Below are 16987 nucleotides of genomic sequence, written 5' to 3' on the forward strand. Positions count from 1 at the left end.
CGGCTCACGCCCCGAAGACGTGCCGGCGGATCGCGGCGGCGTTGGAGAAGATGCGGATGCCGAGGACCACGACGACGCCGGTGGACAGCTGCGCCCCGACGCCGAGCTTGTCGCCGAGGAAGACGATCAGGGCGGCGACCGTGACGTTCGACAGGAAGGACACGACGAACACCTTGTCGTCGAACAGGCCGTCGAGCATGGCGCGCAGCCCGCCGAAGACCGCGTCGAGGGCGGCGACGACGGCGATGGGCAGGTACGGTTCCAGACCGGCCGGAACGACCGGACGTGTCAGAATCCCGACCACGACCCCCAGCACGAGTCCCAGGACGGCGATCACGGCGCGCCCCCTTCTTCCGGTTGATCTTCCGGCTGTGTTTCCGGTGCGGCGGCGGGTCCGGCGGTGTGCGTGGTGAGGCCGGGCGCGGCGGGCAGTTCCAGCCTGTCGTGGACGGTGGTACCGGCCCTGATGCCGTAGTCCTCGCGCAGCACGTCCAGATAGCGGCCCTCCGCGGTGGCCCGGAAGGCCGCCGCCAGCTCGTCCCCCGGGCCGATCGCGAGCAGCGTGTACGGCGGGGCGAGGGGCCTGTTGTCGACGAGAACGGCGTCGCCCGCCGCCCGGATGGCGGACAGGGCGGTCAGGCGCCTGCCGTTGACCGATATCGCCTCGGCGCCCGCCTGCCACAGTCCGTTGACCACACGCTGGAGATCCCGGTCGCGCACCCGGCCGGTGTCGGCGAAGCCGGCGTCGCGCGGGCCGCCGGCGCCGGGGGCGGCGCCCTCCGCGTCGTTCACGACCAGCTCGATCCCCGGCCCCGTGACGGCGGTGGCGCCGGCCAGGAGCGCGGTCAGCTCGCCCGCCGCAGAGCGCGCGTCGCCGATGGCGTCGCGCTGCCGCTCGTCGACGTCCGCGCGCAGCGCGTCGACCTCCTCCTGGAGATCGTCCAGCTCGGCGGTGCGCGCCTCGACGCGGTCGAGCAGCTCCTCCCGGCCCCTGGCAAGGGTGGGCTCCGCCTCGCGCGCCTGCGCGGCGCCCAGGGTGACCACCACGGCGGCCAGCGCGAGGCCGCCGGCCAGCCAGAGCCTGGCGCGCAGCGTGCGCGGCAGCTCTGACCGGCCGGCGGACCGCCGCCCGGCCGCCGCGTATCCCTCGTCGAGGGTGTTGCTCATCACGGTGGTCAGCAGCGACATGGAGGCGTCGGGGCGCGCCGGGACACGTCGCCCGGGCTCCTGCTGTGGCATGGCGCACATCGTCGCACGCGCCACTCAGGAGACCGAATCGGGCCCGCTGCGGGCCCGTTCGTCCTCAGCGGTCGGCGCTGTCCACGACCGTCGACCAGGTGTCCAGCAGCTCCTGCGCGGCGGCGTCGTCCGGCCCCTCGGCCCACAGGTGGGTGACGGCCTCGGCGGGGTCGGGCAGCACGAGAATCCACCTGCCGTCCGGCTCGACGACGCGCACGCCATCGGTGGTGTCGATGGAGCGTTCCCCCGCCGCCTCGACGACCCGGCGCATCACCAGTCCCTTGATGGCCCAGGGGGTGGCGACGTCCCGCCGGAGCACGTGGGCCCGCGGGATGCGGGCGTCGATCTGGCTGAGCGAGAGCTGGGTGCGGGCGACCAGGGCGATGAGCCGGGTGAACGCCGCCGTGGCGTCGAAGACGGACGAGAACTCGGGGACGATGAAGCCCCCCTGTCCGTCCCCGCCGAAGACCGAGCCCTCCTTGTGGGCGACTCGGGTCAGGTCGTCGGGCGAGGTGGTGGTCCACTCGACCTGGGTGCCGTGGTAGGCGGCGACCTGCTCGGCGATGCGGGTGGTGGTCACCGGCAGTGCCACCCGCCCGCTGCGGCGCTCGGCCGCGATGAGGTCCAGCATGACCAGCAGCGCGCGCTGGTCCTCGATGATGCGGCCGCGCTCGTCGACCAGGGCGAGACGCTCGCCGACGGGGTCGAAGCGGACGCCGAAGGCGGCGCGGGCCGAGGAGACGATCTCGCCGAGGCGCACGAGTCCGGCGCGCCTGACGTCGGCGGTCTCGGTCGGCCTGGCCTCGTCCAGGCCGGGGTTGATGGTGAGGGCGTCCACGCCGATGCGGCCGAGCAGGCTGGGCAGGACCAGGCCGGCGCTGCCGTTGGCGGCGTCGACGACGATCTTGAGCCCGGACTCGGCCACGCCGGTGGTGTCCACGGCGCGCAGCACGGAGCCCGTGTACGCGTCGAAGACGCTGGCGGGGAACCGCAGGTCGCCGATCTCGCCCGGGAAGGCCCTGCGGTACTCCTGGCGGGCGTAGACGCGGTCCAGCTTGCGCTGGCCCGCCTGGGAGAGGTCCGCGCCGCGCTCGTCGAAGAACATGATGTCGACGGAGTCGGGCACGCCCGGGGTGGTGCGGATCATGACGCCGCCCGCACTGCCGCGCGCGGTCTGCTGTCTGGCGACGGGCAGCGGCACGTTCTCCAGGTCCCGCACGTCGATCGCGCTGGCCTGGAGGGCGGAGATCACCGCACGCTTCAGGGCGCGGGCACCGCGGGAGTGGTCGCGGGCGGTGGTGACGGTGGAACCCTTCTTCAGGGTGGTGGCGTAGGCGCTGGCGAGCCGGACGGCCAGCTCCGGGGTGATCTCGACGTTGAGAATGCCGGAGACGCCGCGGGCGCCGAACAGATTGGCCTGGCCGCGCGCCTCCCAGATGACCGAGGTGTTGACGAAGGCCCCGGCCTCCACGGTCTTGAACGGGTAGACCCGGACGTTGCCCTGGACGATGGACTCCTCGCCGACGAGGCACTCGTCGCCGATGACGGCGCCGTCCTCGATGCGGGCGGCCCGCATCACGTCGGTGTTCTTGCCGACGACGCAGCCCCGGAGATTGGTCTGCGGGCCGATGTACACATTGTCGTGGACGACCGCCCGGTGCAGGAACGCGTCGGCCTTGACGACCACGTTGGACCCGATGACGGTGTGCTCGCGGATTTCGGCGCCCGCCTCGATCTTCGCGTAGTCGCCGACGTAGAGGGGGCCCCTGAGCTTCGCGTCGGGGTGCACCTCCGCGCCCTCGGCGATCCACACGCCCGGCGAGATCTCGAATCCGTCGATCTCGACGTCGACTTTCCCTTCGAGCACGTCGGCCTGCGCCTTCACGTAGCTCTCGTGGGTGCCCACGTCCTCCCAATAGCCCTCGGCGACATAGCCGTAGACCGGCTTCCCCTCCTTCATGAGGCGGGGGAACACATCGCCCGACCAGTCGACCGGGACGTCCGGCTCGACGTAGTCGAAGACCTCGGGCTCCATGACGTAGATGCCGGTGTTGACGGTGTCGGAGAACACCTGTCCCCAGGTGGGCTTCTCCAGGAAACGGTCGACGCGTCCGTCCTCGTTGACGATGGTGATGCCGAACTCCAGTGGGTTCGGCACGCGCGTCAGGCAGACGGTGACGAGGGCACCGCGCTCCCTGTGGTAGCGGATGAGATCGGTCAGGTCGAAGTCGGTGAGCGCGTCCCCCGAAATCACCAGAAAAGAATCGTTCTTGAGTGCGTCCTCGGCGTTCTTCACACTTCCGGCCGTACCCAGGGGCTTCTCTTCATGGGCGTAGGTGAGATCCATCCCGAGTTCCTCACCGTCGCCGAAGTAGTTTTTCACGAGGGAGGCGAGGAATTGCACGGTGACCACGGTCTCCGTGAGTCCGTGCCGCTTCAGCAGCCGGAGCACGTGCTCCATGATCGGGCGGTTGGCCACGGGCAGCAGAGGCTTGGGCATGCTCGCGGTCATCGGGCGAAGCCGGGTGCCTTCGCCGCCAGCCATTACTACGGCCTTCATATCGGAAGTGTCCTCCTTGGGGAGTCGACAGTCACTCCGACTGCGCCCGTCTGGAGGGGCCCGGGCCCGGGGTGGCTCCCCGGAATACTGCGGCACATGCGGGCGCCAGGCCCCTGCGACGCTGCCAGGGCGAGCTCAGTCGGCCGTGGCATCCGCCTTGAGGAGACGGCGGACCTGGACCACGTAGAGCATCCCTGCCCACCAGTAGAGCGCTGTACCCCAGCCGGCGAACGCCCATCCGAAAATAGCAGCGAGGGTAGCGAGCCAGCCACCACCGTCGCTGAGCAGCAGCAACGGGAAGGCGTACATGAGATTGAGGGTCGCCGCCTTGCCGAGAAAGTTCACCTGTGGGGGTGCATATCCGTGCCGGTCGAGTCGCCACACCACCACCAGCAGCATCAACTCCCGGGCGAGCAGGAGCCCGGTGAGCCACAGCGGCAGGATGTCGCGCCAGGTGAGACCCACGAGTGTGGAGAGGATGTAGAGGCGGTCGGCCGCCGGGTCGAGCACGCGGCCGAGTGCGCTCACCTGGTTCCACCGGCGGGCGAGCTTGCCGTCCAAATAGTCGCTGACGCCGCTGAAGGCCAGCACGGCCAGCGCCCACACGTCCAGGTCGGGCCCGTCGAAGACCGGTGAGAGGACGAGCCACAGGAACACCGGAACGCCCAGCAGCCGGGCCATGCTCAGGATGTTGGGGATGGTGAGGACGCGGTCCGTCTGAATATCCGTTTCCTGGATCTCCACCCGGACGCCCTCCTGTTGACCTGTCGAAACGATTCCTGCCCGCGCTGTGCGCTCCGACCTTACCGGCCGGGCCGAACGCAGCCGCGAGGTGGGCCGTATGAGGCGGACGGTCCCGAGGGAGCACGCTTTCAGGTGGTTTGCCGTCCGGGTGGGCGGTCCCCGGCAAGGACCCGGGCCGGGGACCGCCCACCCCGGTCACGGCGCCGCGCAGCCGCCCGGCGGCAGCTCGTCCGCCGCCCGGTAGGCGACCCCCGGCTCCGGTGGGACCGGCTCGCCGGTCCGCACGTCCGTGCAGTAGGCCGCGAACACCTCGCCCTCGCTCAGGGCCCGCAGCCGGCCGCGGTGCAGGCTCCACCCGCGCACCTCCTCGCCCGCGCCCCCGGCGGCGCGCAACGAGCGCAGCACCAGGCCGCCCGGCTCGCCGGTGGCCAGGCCGACGGCGAGCAGGGTGCACAGCACCAGCGCGTCCGGCTCGCCCAGGTCGAGCGAGCCGTCGGCGGCGCGCTCCGCGTGCAGGGCCGCGGTCAGCGGCCCCGTCGGGGCGATCAGGCTGCACACCAGGTGGTGAACGCCGGGGCCGGCCCGCTCCATCACCGCCGCGAGCTGCCCCGCGGCCCGCTGGAACGCGCAACGGGAGTGCGGCGCCCCGCAGTCGGGGCAGGCCCCGGCCGCCGCCAGCAGATCCGTGCCCAGCTCCCAGGTCTCCCACCGCAGATGGGCGACCAGCAGCGCGGGCACCAGCCGGGCGATCGGCTGCCCCTCGTAGGGCACGGTCGCCCCCCGGGCCGCGACCTCCGCCGTATAGCGCGCGCGGCTGGCCGCGCTGTCCTGCGGCAGCCGCTCCCGCTCGCAGAAGTCGGCGAATCCGACCGGGTCGAACAGCGCGACACTGGTGTGCCCGTGCCGGCCCGCCAACGAGCGCAGCAGCAGCTCGGTCTGCCGCAGATAGCTGGTGTGGTCGGTGAAACGGAACGTCGCGTAGCGGCGCATCAGGGCGAACCCGCCCGCGTCCGCGACGACCGCAACCATCCCCGCCGACTCCCGCCAGGATGCCGCGCCCCGTCCGGCGCGCCGCCTGGTGTGTGCCATGACTCCCCCTCAACGGATCGGAAGCTCTTGGTCACTCACCGTAGTCGCCGTCACTGACAGTGGCCCTCTCGCGGGCCATGCGCTCGAAGAAGCGGAGCAGCTCCGGGTCGTCCACCGAGCCCGGATTGGCCGCCCGCTCCAGCGGCACGCCCTGGAGCAGGCGTTTGACGGGCACTTCGAGCCGCTTGCCGGTGAGGGTGTGCGGAACGCCGGGGATCTCCACGATGTCGTCCGGGAGATGGCGGGGCGACAGGGCCTCGCGGATCGTGCGGCGCACCCGTTCGCGCAGCGCGTCGTCGAGCACGGCTCCCTCGGCGAGCCGGACGAACAGCGGCATCCAGTAACCGCCGTCCGGCTCCTCGACGCCGATGACCAGCGACTCCCGGATCTCCGGGAGCCGTTCGACGGCCTCGTAGATGTCGGCGGAGCCCATCCGCACGCCCTGCCGATTGAGCGTCGAGTCCGAACGGCCGTGGATGACGACGGTGCCGCGCGAGGTCAGCGTGGTCCAGTCACCGTGCCGCCACACGCCGGGGAACATCGCGAAGTAGCTCTCGTGGTAGCGGACCCCCTCCGGATCGTTCCAGAAGCCGACCGGCATCGACGGCATCGGCGTGGTGACGACCAGCTCGCCGACCTCGTCCACCAGCGGCTGCCCCTCGGGCGAGAAGGCGCGCAGATCCGTGCCCAGGCAGGGGGCCTGGAGCTCCCCCGTCCACACCGGCAGCGTGGGCACGGCGCCCGCGAAACAGCTGCACACGTCGGTGCCGCCGCTGACCGAGGCGATCCACAGCCCGGCCCCGGCCTCCTCGTGCAGCCAGCGGAAGCCGTCGGGCGGCAGCGGGGAACCGGTGGTGGCCACGCCCCTGGTGGCGGACAGGTCGAAGTCGCGCCCCGGGTGGACGTCCGCCTTGGCGCAGGCCATCACGTACGCGGCGGAGGTGCCGAAGAGGGTGGCGCGGGTGCGTTCGGCGACCCGCCACTGCGCGGCGGTGTCCGGGTGTCCCGGGCTGCCGTCGTACAGCACCGCGGTGGTGCCGGTCAGCAGCGAGGACACCAGGAAGTTCCACATCATCCAGCCCGTGGAGGTGTACCAGAACAGCCGGTCGCCCGCGCCGAGATCGCAGTGCAGCCCCAATTGCTTGAGGTGCTCCAGCAGGATGCCGCCCTGGGACTGCACGATCGCCTTGGGCAGCCCGGTGGTGCCCGAGGAGTACAGCACCCACAGCGGATGGTCGAACGGGACCCGCGTGAAGTCGGGTTCGGCACCGTGGTCGGTCAGCTCCGCCCACTCAAGGGCCCCCTCCGGGGCCGGCGTGCCGAGCAGCGGTACGTGCACCACGGCCCGCAGCGTGGGCAGGCCGCGCCGCAGCTCCGCGACGGTGCCGGTGCGGTCGTGCACGCGACCCCCGTAGCGGTAGCCGTCGACGGCGAACAGCACCACCGGCTCGACCTGCTGGAAACGGTCAAGGACGCTGCGGGCGCCGAAGTCCGGGGCGCAGGAGGTCCACACGGCGCCGACGGCGGCACTGGCGAGCAGGGCGACGACGGCCTCGGGAATGTTGGGCAGATAGCCGCTGACGCGGTCGCCCGGGCGCACCCCCCGCTCCCGCAGCGCCGCGGCGAGCGCCCCGACACGGGCGCGCAGCTGCGCCCAGGTGACGGGCTCGGGCCGGTGGTCCTCGTCGACCCGGAGCAGCGCGGCCTCCGCCGCCCGCGGCGAGCCGGGCTCGCCGGCCCGCAGGGCGTGTTCCGCATAGTTGAGGGTGGCCCCGGGGAACCACCGGGCCCCCGGCATCGCGGCATCGGCGAGCACCGTGTCGTACGGGGTGGCGAAGCGGACGTCGAACCACTCGGCGACGGCCCGCCAGAACGGTCCGAGCCGCGTGACGGACCAGCGGTGCAGGGCGGCGTAGCTGCCCGCGGGGTCGCCCGGCACCGGGCCGGGGGCCCCGTGGCGGTCGGCGGCGAACGCGTGGAAGCGGCTGAGCCGGGCGGCGGCGACCCGTTCCGGGTCCGGGCGCCACAGGGGCTCGGGCGCGGCGGGCTCGGGCGCGTCGTGGTCAAGTGCGTCGTGCGTGGCGGTCATGGCGGCTCCCGGCGGGTACACGTGGCACGGTTTGCCTGGACGATGCCAGGTCAGCGGCGCGGATACCAGGCCCGCCCCACCCGAACGCCGGACAGGGGGCCGCGCCCGCTGTCGGGGGCGGCGGGCCGCTGGTAGGTGTGGAGACGTGCGCCGCCTTCCCGTTGCCCTCACCCTGGCCGCGCTGCTGGCCGGGCTCGCCGGTTCGGTGGCGCCCGCGCCGGTGGCCGAGGGCCGCGACGCGCCGGACGGGTTCGTCGCGCTGGCCGACGTCGCGCCCGGCATCCGGCAGGACGTGCGGTACGCGACGCCGCACAACTTCACCGGCGACACCGTCGACGGTTACCGCGCTCCGGTGTGCCTGCTGACCAGGGAGGCGGCGCTGGCCCTGCGCGCGGCGCACCGGGCGCTCGCGGAACGGGATCTCGGCCTGCTGGTGTACGACTGCTACCGGCCGCAGCGGGCCGTGGACCGGTTTCTGCGGTGGGCGGACGATCCGCGCGACGGCGGCACGCGGGACGAGTACCACCCGCGGGTGCCCAAGGAACGGCTTTTCGACGAGGGTTACCTGGCCGCCCGGTCGGGGCACAGCCGCGGCAGCACCGTGGACGTCACCCTCCGGCGGGCCTCGGGCGAAGCGGTGGACATGGGCACGCCGTTCGACTTCTTCGACCCGCGCTCGGCACCCGCCTCCCGCGACGTCGGGAAGGGGGCGCGCGCGGCGCGCGCACTGCTGGCGGCCGCGCTGACGGACGCGGGCTTCGAGCCGGTGGCGACCGAGTGGTGGCACTTCACGCTGCGGGAGGAGCCGTTCCCCGACACCTACTTCGACTTCCCCGTGACGCGCGGCGCGGTGGCCGGGGGCGGGGGCGGGGGCGGGGGCGGGTGAACGGGACGACGGCGGCGGCCCGGAGCCACCCCCGTCGGTCCCGGGCCGCCACCGTCATCGCAATCGACGCCGGGCCCGGCACGGCGGTTCACCGGCCCCGGGCCTTGTCACCGGTTCGCGACATCCGTGCAGCGCGGCGCGGAAGAACGGGCGGCGCCGGTCAGGAGAGCCCGCCGGGAATGGTGCGCGGCGCCGTGGCGAGCAGCGGCCCGACGTGCTTGACGAGCAGCGCCATCTCGTAGGCCACCTGCCCGATATCGGCGTCGGCCTCGGCGAACACGGCCAGGGCGCTGCCCGATCCGGCCGCGGTCACCAGGAGGAAGGCGTGGTCGAGCTCCACCAGGGTCTGGCGGGTGCTCCCGGTCTCGAAGTGGCCGCCGACGCCCCGCGCTAGGCTGTGGAACCCGGAGGCCACCGCCGCCAACTGCTCACCGTCCTCCCTGCCGAGGGAACGCGAGGCGCCGCGGGGAAGGCCGTCGGCGGCCAGCACGAGGGCGTGCCGGATGCTGGGCACCCGGTCGACCAGCTCGTCGAGAAGTGTGCTGATCCGGCTGCTCTCCTGCGCGGCGCCGTGCTGCGGGGTGCCGCCGTGAGCCCCGGACTCCGGTGCGGTCATCGGTCCTGCCTAACGCTGGTCTGGCTGCTTACACTCTCGGTTCCGGCGGGGCCTGGCCCCGGCGGGGGTCGCTCTGCTGCCGCCCGAGCCGCCAGCCGCGCTGAAGGGCCGCCATGCGCGAGCGGACCTCGTCGGCGTCCAGATCGGGAACGGTCTCTGCCCCGGTGTGGCCTTCGCTCTCCGCGGCCGCGGGGGCGCCGCGGTCCTGGGCGCGCTGCCGCACGCGGCGCGGCAGTCCTGAGCCGGTCGTGGGTTCGCTGTCCTGCCCGTCCTCGCCGGGCGGCGAGGCCACGGGGCGGCCGTGGTCGGAGACCAGAACCGGGGCGCGCCTGCGCTGCGGAAGCCGCGGCGGGGATGCGGAGGGCTCCGCGTCGTGCCCGGCGGCGTGGCCGGCCGCCCGGCTGCCCGCCTCGTCCCGCTCGTCGGTCCCATCGGCGGCGCGCCCGTGCCCGTTGACGAAGCGGCCACCCGCGTGTCCGGCGAACTCCGGCTCCTCTTCGCCGCGTTCGACGGCGCCGATCGGTGCCTCCAGCTCGACGGGCCCGTCGACGGGACCGTCGAGCAGGGCCGGCCTGCCGGGTGCGTGCGAGAGGCGCTCCCGCTCCTGCGGCTCCTCGGGAACCTCGGTGAGCAGCTCGCCGGGTATCAGGGTCACCGCGGTGGTGCCGCCGTAGGACGACTCCCGCAGGGAGACGCGGATGCCGTGGCGCTCCGCGAGGCGGGAAACGACGTGCAGTCCGAGCCGGTCGGTGTCGGACAGTTCGAAGGCCGGGACCTTGGCCAGCTGCTGGTTCGCGTCGCGCAGGGCGTCCGCCGTCATGCCGAGGCCCCGGTCGTGTATCTCCAGCGTGAAGCCGTGCGGAACGCGCTCCCCTGAGACCTGGACCGCGGTGTGCGGCGGCGAGAACAGCGTGGCGTTCTCCAGCAGTTCCGCGACGAGGTGCACGAGATCGGCGACCGCGCCCCCGGCGACGGAGAACGACGGAAGGCGGTGGATTTCGATGCGCTCGTAGTCCTCGACCTCGTCCACCGCCGCACGTATCACGTCCATCAGCAGCTCCGGCTTGCGCCACTGGCGGGCGGGCGCCGCGCCGGAGAGGATGACCAGGCCCTCCGCGTGCCGGCGCATGCGGCTGGTGAGGTGGTCGAGCCTGATCAGGTCGGCCAGGTCGTCGGCACTCTCGGAGCGGCGCTCGAGCCCGTTCAGCAGGTTGAGCTGGCGATGCAGCAGCACCTGGCTGCGGCGCGCGAGGTTGACGAAGACCTCCGACACGCCGCGGCGCGTCTCGACCCGCTCGACGGTGGCGGAAACCGCCTCCCGCTGAAGCGTGTTGAGCGCGCGCCCCACCTGGCCGACCTCATCGTCGCCGTACTCCAGCTGCGGCGCCTCCGTCTCCACGTCGATGCGTTCGCCGGCGGCGAGGCGCCGTTTCACGCCCGGCAGCCGCAACTCGGCCGCGTCCCCGGCCTCCCGCGACAGGGTCCGCAGGTCCCGCGCGAGGCCGCGGCCGACGCGCACCGCGATGACCGCGGAGGCGGCCACGGCCAGCAGGCCGATTCCCGCGATCACGCCACGTACGACGGCGGAGTCGACGCCGGGGTCCAGCCTGGCCCCGTAACGGCTCTGCGCGTCGGCGAGCAGCGCGCCCAGCTGTTCGTGCGCGCTGCTGCCGGTCTGCTCCCACTGGTCGGGGCGGATGACGGCGAGCCTGCCGTCGAGGAGGCTGGCCTCGGTGGACATCAGGAGGCTGCCGGTGCCGCTGTCCCAGAAACTCTCGTGCGCCTGCCGGTCTTCGAGCGGCAGATCGGGCAGGTAGGTGTCGTAGACCAGGTCGCGCCGGGCGATCAGATCGCCGAGGGTGCGCAGCTCCTCCTGGGTGATCTGGTTCGCCGCGAGGGCCGCCGCCACGAGGGCGTCCTCCTGGGACAGGTGCTCGCGGGCCTCCGCGAGGCCGGTGACGGCCCGCGCCTGGCGGGCGAGGTCGACGTCGTCGAGTGGCTGGAGGACGGCCAGGAAACGGTAGGCGGGATCGGCCAGCGCACTGTAGCTCTCCAGGGCGCCGGTGCCCGAGATGGTGCTGTTGGCCACCTGGTCGCGCAGCGGGCCGAGGCTTTCGAGCGAGGCGAGGAGGCTGTCGAGCCGGTCCCCGCCGACACCGTCGAGCGCGCCGCGCTCGGCCGAAGCGCGCCGCGCGAGGAGGTCGACGGCGGCGTCGGTGGCGGCCTGGATCTCTTCCAACTCCCGCAGCTCGTCGGCCCGGCGGGGGTCGGCGAGGTGCACGAGCGTCTGGCGGCGCTCGCGCTGGAGAGACAGCGCGACCTCGTCGGTGCGGGCGGTCAGCACGGTGGCGGCGTCGCGCGACGCGGTCACCTCGCGGGCCTCGGGGACGGTGATGGCCGTCACGAACGCCCAGACCGATACGAGCGACAGCAGCGGCACCAGAGTGAGCGCCCCTATCTTCCGTCGGATCGACTTGCCGCGAAAGCGCATGCCCTCCCCTTGGTTTCCGGCGGGATCGGTTCCCGGCGGACCGGCGGTCACCGGACCCGGTCCGGCAGCGCGAGCCTACTACCGGTCCGGGCGGCGGCTGGCCGATAACCCCGGGATTCCCTGGAGTTGACTACAAAGCCGCCCCATACTCGTGGGTCGCGTCCGGGCACGCAAGGCGTTCTACCATGTACGCAGAGACATATCCGCGTTCTCATCGTGCAGGAGCGAAGGCGGCGTGTACGCGAAACCCCGCATGCCGGACCCGGTACGTGCCGCCGCCGTGCGTGCCGTCATCATCATCGCCCTGACGCTCACACAGGTCGTGGTGGTCCTGCTGTGCACCCTGGCCGGATCGTGGCTCGCCTTCCCGATGACGCTGTCGTCGGTCGGCAGCACGTTCGTGGCGACGTGGGCGGTGCTCGATATCTGGATCACCCGTCAGTCCTGGCTCCAGCGCAACGGCGTGGTGTCGGAGCCGAGCAGCGTGGCCAGGCGCCGGCTGCTGCGCCGCCGGTGACCTGGCCCTGCGGGCCGGGCGTGCGGGCGGCCGCACGCCCACCCGGCAGCGGCCCGTCGAGGAGCCGCCGCCGGGAAGCCCCGGCTCAGTGGGCGGCGTCCGGCTCCTCGCGCGGGCGGCGGAAGACGCGGGTGGCGGTGATCTCGCCGTGCACCGGCTCGGCGGCGGGGTCCTGGCGCGGCAGGCCGGGGCGCAGATGCTCCTCGACGCTGATGTACTTCAGCCCCGCGCGCAGGTCCGCATCGTTGCGCAGGCGGATCACCAGGGGGAACTCGGCCAGCGCCGTCGTGTCGAACAAGCCCGTGGTGTACAGCAGCTGAACGCCCAGCGCGTCCGCGACCGCCCGCTGGAGCTCCAGCAGATAGGTCGCGTTGGCGCGGCCGATGGGGTTGTCCAGGAACAGTGTGCCCGCGTGCCGGTGCCGGTCGCGGCCGCGATCGTTCCCCCGCAGGGCGGCCATCGTGCAGTAGAGCGCGATGGCCGCGGTCAGCAGCTGACCGCCGGAGAACACGTCGCCCATCTGGCCGACCGGCACCCGCTCCGCGCGCAGCACGGCGTCCGGCTTCAGGATCTCGACGTGCACCCCGCGCGGCCCGAGCGCCGCGTGCACACCGCGCAGCAGCAGGGACATGCCGTCGCGGCGCAGGTCCGCGTTCTTCCTGACGGCGGCGCGGGTCGTCTCGTCGACGACCTCGCCCAGCCGCTCGGCCAGCGTCGCCTGGTCGGGGTCCTCGAACCGGATGCGCAAGAACTCCTGCCCCGACCACTCGCCCAGTCCCTCGGGGAGCCGGGAGAGCCGCTGCGCCGAGCGCAGGGTGTCGAGGGAGGACTCCACCAGTCCCCGCAGCCGGTCGACGATGCTGTCCCGGTTGCGCTCCAGCTGCGCCAGCTCGTCGGTGAGAACGCGCAGCCTGGGCGCGAACGCCTCGGCCCAGGCTGCGGCGTGGCCCGGCAGGGCCGCCGCGGGCAGCTCCCTGATCTGCTGCCTGGCGGGGGTGCGGACCTGCTCGTAGCGGGTGGAGTTGGCGTGCCGGACGAGGCGGTCGCACGCCTCGCGGACGGCCGACTCGGCGGCGGCGAGACCGGCCGCGCAGGACCGCAGCGCGCGCCTGGCCTCGGTCGCCGCCTCCCTGGCCGCCGCGGCGGTGCCCGGGTAGGGCTCCGCCTCCTCGGCGGGCTGCGCGCCGGGCGTCTCCCCGGCCTCCGCGGGCGCCTGGCCGGGCGGCGGATCGCGCAGGAGGTCCCGCAGCAGCGCGGCGGTCTCGTCGAAGGCGCCGGCCGCGTCCTGCGCGGCCCGGTGCTCCGCCACCAGATCGTGGTGGGCGTCGCGGGCGGCGCGCAGCGCGTCCTCGTGCGCCGCCAGCTCGGCGGTGGCGGTGCGCAGCAGGTCGCGGGCCGCCTCCGCGTCGGCGGGCACCAGCTCCTCGGGCAGGCCGATATGGGCGTCGCCCGCGGCGGGGGCCAGGCGCTCGGCCTCGCCGCGGAGCCGCCCCAGACGCTCGCTTGCGGCGGACGCGCGCGACTCCAGCAGCTGGACCAGCGCTTCGGCGCGGGCGGCGGCGGCCTGCCGGGAGGGGCCGTCGGCACCCTCCGGGCCGTCGAGGAGCCGCGCGGCGCGGGTCCTGACCTTGTTGCTGAGGCGGTCGAGGGTCGCGAGGGCGCCGCTCTCGTCGCCCTCGGCGCGCGCCTGCTCCGCGCGCAGATCGGCGCCGACGCCGACCTTCTCGTAGAGCTGGGACGCGGAACGGTACGCCTCCCGCAGCGCGGGCAGCGACTGCTGCGCGTCGGCGGCGGGCTCCTGGTCCCGCGGATCGTCGGGGGCCCCGGAGACCTCGGCCCGCTCCGCGCGGAGCGCGCGTGTGGTGCGGCGGGCGTCGTCGGCGGCGCGCTGGACGCCGCGGCGGTCCTCGTCTGCGGCGCGGGCACGGTCGAGCAGCTCGGCGGCGCGGGCCTCGGCCTCGGCCGCGTCGGCGGCCAGCTCCTTGAGGCGCGACTGCCAGCGGTCGCGCTCCCGGAGCCGGAAGGCGAGCCCGGCCAGGGCATCGGCCGAGCGGCGGGCCCGTTGCGCGGCCTCCTGCCGTTCGTCGCGGGCGCGGGCGGCCTCGGCGGCGGCCTCCTCGGCGGCGGACCGGGCGGCGGCGGTGTCGGCGAGGTGGCGGCGGGCGTCCCCGGCCGCGGTGGTGGCCGCCTCCGCCGCGGCGGCCAGCTCGGCCAGCCGGCCGGCCGGGCAGCCGGCGCGCCAGGAGGACAGGCGCGCGGCGAGAGTGCGGTCGGCGGTGAGCCGGGCGGCGAGGGCCCGGATGTCGGCGTCGCGGGCCGCGGCGCGCTCGCGCAGGGCGTGCCGCTCGGCGTCGGCGGCGCTCTCGTCGTGCATGGCCGGGTTGGGCGGGACGAGGAAGACGCCGCTGTCGGCGCCGCCCGGCGGCGGGGTCGGCGCGAGCAGCGCGGCCGCGGTGCCGACGGCCACGGCGGAACGTGGCAGCAGGGCCGCGCCGGCCAGGGCCTCGCGGGCACGGGCGTGGCTGTCCGGGTCGGTGATCACGACGCCGTCGACCAGCTCGGGCCTGGCGGCGAGCACCGCGGCGTGGTCGGCGGGGGCGACGGACTGGGCGAGGTAGCGCCAGCCGGGCAGCGCGGGGATGCCGTGCTCGCCGAGGAACTCGACGGTGGCCGTGACGTCGGGCCCCGGCGGCAGCAGGCCGCCGTCGCCGAGCGCGGACAGGATCCTGGAGTCGTCGGCCGCGGCGGTGCGCAGGTCGAACAGCTGCCGCTCCGCGGCGGCGACGGCGTCATCGAGGAGCGCGCCGAGCGTGTCGGCGTTGCGGTCAAGATCCTCGGCGCTCAGCGCGGCCCCGCCCTCGGCGGGCTGCGGGAGGCCGAGGAGCACGGCGACGCGGGGCTCGGCGGCCAGGGCCGTGGCCGCGTCGCGCTCCGCGGCGAACGCGGCGGCCGCGGCCTCGCCGGCATCCGCCGCGCGGGCCGCGGCCAGCTCGGCGCGCGCGTGCCCCGCCGCGGCCTCGCCGGCCTGCTCCGCGGTGCGGGCGGCGGCGTCTCGCGCGCTCTCCCAGGCCGCGACGGCGGCCTGCTCCGCGTCGCTCGCGGCGAGCGCGGCGCGCGCCGGGTCCGTGCCTCCGTCGCGGCCCGCGCCGGCCGGCTCCAGCCAGCCCGCGTGCACGGCCTGCTCGGTCTCCTGCTCGACCTCGGCGAGCCGCTGCCGCAGGTGCTCGGCCTCGCTGCGGGCGCGCTGGGCCTCGGTGGCGGCGGCGGTGGCGTCCCGGTGGGCGGCCTCGGACGCGGACTGGAGGGCACCGGCCCGCTCCTCCTGCTCGGCCGCGGCCCGCTCGCCCTCGCCCGCCGCGGCGTGCAGGGCCCGGACCAGGGCGGCGGCGGCCCGGCCGCGGGCGGCCAGGGCGGGGGCCGCGTCGCGCTCCGCCTCGCGGATCGCGGCGGCGACGCGGGCCGAACGGTCCGCGGCGGCGCGGTGCGCGAGTACGGTCTCCGCGGCCTGCCAGGCGGCGTGCAGGGTGCGGGCGTCGCTCAGCTCGCGGCGCTGGGCCGCCCCGGCCCTCTCGGCGGCGGCCAGGGCCAGCGAGGCGTGCCGGTACGCCAGCTCCGCGGCGGTGCGGGCGGCGTGTGCGCGGGCGTCCTCGGCACGCGTCGCGGTGGCCGCGGCGTCGGTGACCCGGCCGGCCAGCTCGGCCGCCCGGCCGCGCTCGGCGCCGCCGCGCGCGGCGAGCCGCTGGGCGAGGGCCCGGGCCCGGCTCCCGGCCGCGCCGTGCACGGCGCGGGCGGACTCGCGCTCCGCCGCGGCCTCGGTGATGTGCGTGAGCAGGTCGACGGAGCCGGCGGTGAAGTCCCGCTCGGCGGTCAACTCGGCGCGGCGCCCCAGTTTGTGGGCGAAGCCGTGGACGAGGTCGGCCAGGCCGTCGGTGTCGCGGGTGTCGGTGACGGCGCGCAGCAGCAGGTCGGTGAAATCCGAGTCGTTCTTGACGGCGAACAGGCCGGCGGCCTCGCCCTCGTCGGCGTTCATCTCGCGCTGGTAGCGGAACAGCTCCGGGTCGAGCCCGAGGCGTCCGAGGTGGTCGACCCAGCGCTCGTGGATCTCCTCCCAGACGAAGTCGAGATTCGGGTAGGTCCTGGCGGTCTCGGTCAGGACGTCGCGGAAGCCCTTCATGGTGCGGCGCCTGCCCCTGGCGCCGGAGCTGCCGTCCCGCTCCGCGCGGGGGCGCAGCGCCGTGGACTCGGCGACGGGCAGGGAGTCCAGGCTCATGCCAGGACCCGGCCGGAACGAGTACCACGCCTCGGCGAACTTGCGCGGGTCGCTCGACACCTGCCGGCCGCGCCACTCGCTGACCTTGCCGACCACGACGGTTTCACCGGTGACCGTGTGCTGCCACTCCAGGGCGACGTGCCCGCAGTCGTCGGCGAGCAGGAATTTGCGCAGCACGCCGGAGCTGGCGCCGCCCAGGGTGTTGCGGTGGCCGGGCAGCATGACGGAGAAGATGAGCTTGAGCAGGACGGACTTGCCGCCGCCGTTCTCCAGGAAGAGGACGCCCGCCGGGGCAGGTCTGCGGGGCGGGCCGGTGGGCTCCTCCTCGAAGAAGTCCGCCTGGGCCGGTGCGGGCCTGGGCACGGGGGCGCCGACGCCCCGCAGGTCGAGCACGGTGTCGGCGTAGCGGGCGCCTGCCGGTCCGATGGAGTAGAGGCGGATGCGGGACAGCTCGTACATGTCGGGTCTTCCGTGGAGCGGCGGCGG

Annotated in this window: 11 protein-coding genes; 2 read left to right on the forward strand and 9 right to left on the reverse strand. The window is 74.6% G+C overall.

Features of this window, described 5'->3' with window-relative positions; translation table 11 throughout:
* Positions 1-4 precede the first annotated feature (4 nt).
* The 6 genes from RM779_RS08520 to RM779_RS08545 form a co-directional block, all read right to left on the reverse strand.
* Positions 5-337 carry a small basic family protein gene (locus tag RM779_RS08520; protein ID WP_077062689.1) on the reverse strand — a complete coding sequence of 111 codons (333 nt, stop codon included), beginning with the start codon at positions 335-337 and terminating at the stop codon, positions 5-7.
* Positions 334-1239, reverse strand: a complete 906-nt coding sequence (locus RM779_RS08525; protein WP_394813252.1) for a DUF881 domain-containing protein — start codon at positions 1237-1239, stop codon at positions 334-336. Before RM779_RS08525 ends, RM779_RS08520 begins: the two co-directional genes overlap by 4 nt.
* Positions 1240-1303: 64 nt before the next feature.
* On the reverse strand, positions 1304-3799 hold the full coding sequence (locus RM779_RS08530) for a mannose-1-phosphate guanyltransferase (protein WP_077062687.1): 2496 nt from the start codon (positions 3797-3799) through the stop codon (positions 1304-1306).
* 135 nt (positions 3800-3934) lie between these two features.
* A complete protein-coding gene (locus RM779_RS08535; RefSeq protein WP_311617062.1) occupies positions 3935-4543 on the reverse strand; it encodes a CDP-alcohol phosphatidyltransferase family protein in 609 nt (202 codons plus the stop codon).
* Between the two features lie 195 nt (positions 4544-4738).
* Positions 4739-5632, reverse strand: a complete 894-nt coding sequence (locus RM779_RS08540) for a hypothetical protein (RefSeq protein ID WP_311617063.1) — start codon at positions 5630-5632, stop codon at positions 4739-4741.
* Between the two features lie 31 nt (positions 5633-5663).
* A complete protein-coding gene (locus tag RM779_RS08545; RefSeq protein ID WP_311617064.1) occupies positions 5664-7721 on the reverse strand; it encodes an acetoacetate--CoA ligase in 2058 nt (685 codons plus the stop codon).
* Positions 7722-7866: 145 nt separating this feature from the next.
* Between RM779_RS08545 and RM779_RS08550 the strand changes: the two genes are divergently transcribed.
* A complete protein-coding gene (locus tag RM779_RS08550; RefSeq protein ID WP_311617065.1) occupies positions 7867-8607 on the forward strand; it encodes a M15 family metallopeptidase in 741 nt (246 codons plus the stop codon).
* Between the two features lie 160 nt (positions 8608-8767).
* On the opposite strand, the gene RM779_RS08555 is transcribed toward RM779_RS08550, so the two are convergent.
* Together RM779_RS08555 and RM779_RS08560 are read right to left on the reverse strand one after the other, a co-directional pair.
* Positions 8768-9223, reverse strand: a complete 456-nt coding sequence (locus RM779_RS08555; RefSeq protein WP_311617066.1) for a roadblock/LC7 domain-containing protein — start codon at positions 9221-9223, stop codon at positions 8768-8770.
* Between the two features lie 28 nt (positions 9224-9251).
* Positions 9252-11714, reverse strand: coding sequence for a nitrate- and nitrite sensing domain-containing protein (locus RM779_RS08560; RefSeq protein ID WP_311617067.1), 2463 nt, complete (start codon positions 11712-11714; stop codon positions 9252-9254).
* Between the two features lie 235 nt (positions 11715-11949).
* On the opposite strand from RM779_RS08560, the gene RM779_RS08565 reads away from it, so the two are divergent.
* A complete protein-coding gene (locus tag RM779_RS08565; protein WP_311617068.1) occupies positions 11950-12231 on the forward strand; it encodes a hypothetical protein in 282 nt (93 codons plus the stop codon).
* Between the two features lie 85 nt (positions 12232-12316).
* Here the strand turns inward: RM779_RS08565 and RM779_RS08570 are convergent, their stop codons facing one another.
* The gene (locus tag RM779_RS08570) at positions 12317-16960 is read right to left on the reverse strand and encodes a hypothetical protein (RefSeq protein ID WP_311617069.1); all 4644 of its coding nucleotides are present in this window, start codon (positions 16958-16960) and stop codon (positions 12317-12319) included.
* Positions 16961-16987: the final 27 nt, after the last annotated feature.

The organism is Streptomyces johnsoniae (assembly GCF_031845565.1).
Classification (GTDB): domain Bacteria; phylum Actinomycetota; class Actinomycetes; order Streptomycetales; family Streptomycetaceae; genus Streptomyces; species Streptomyces johnsoniae.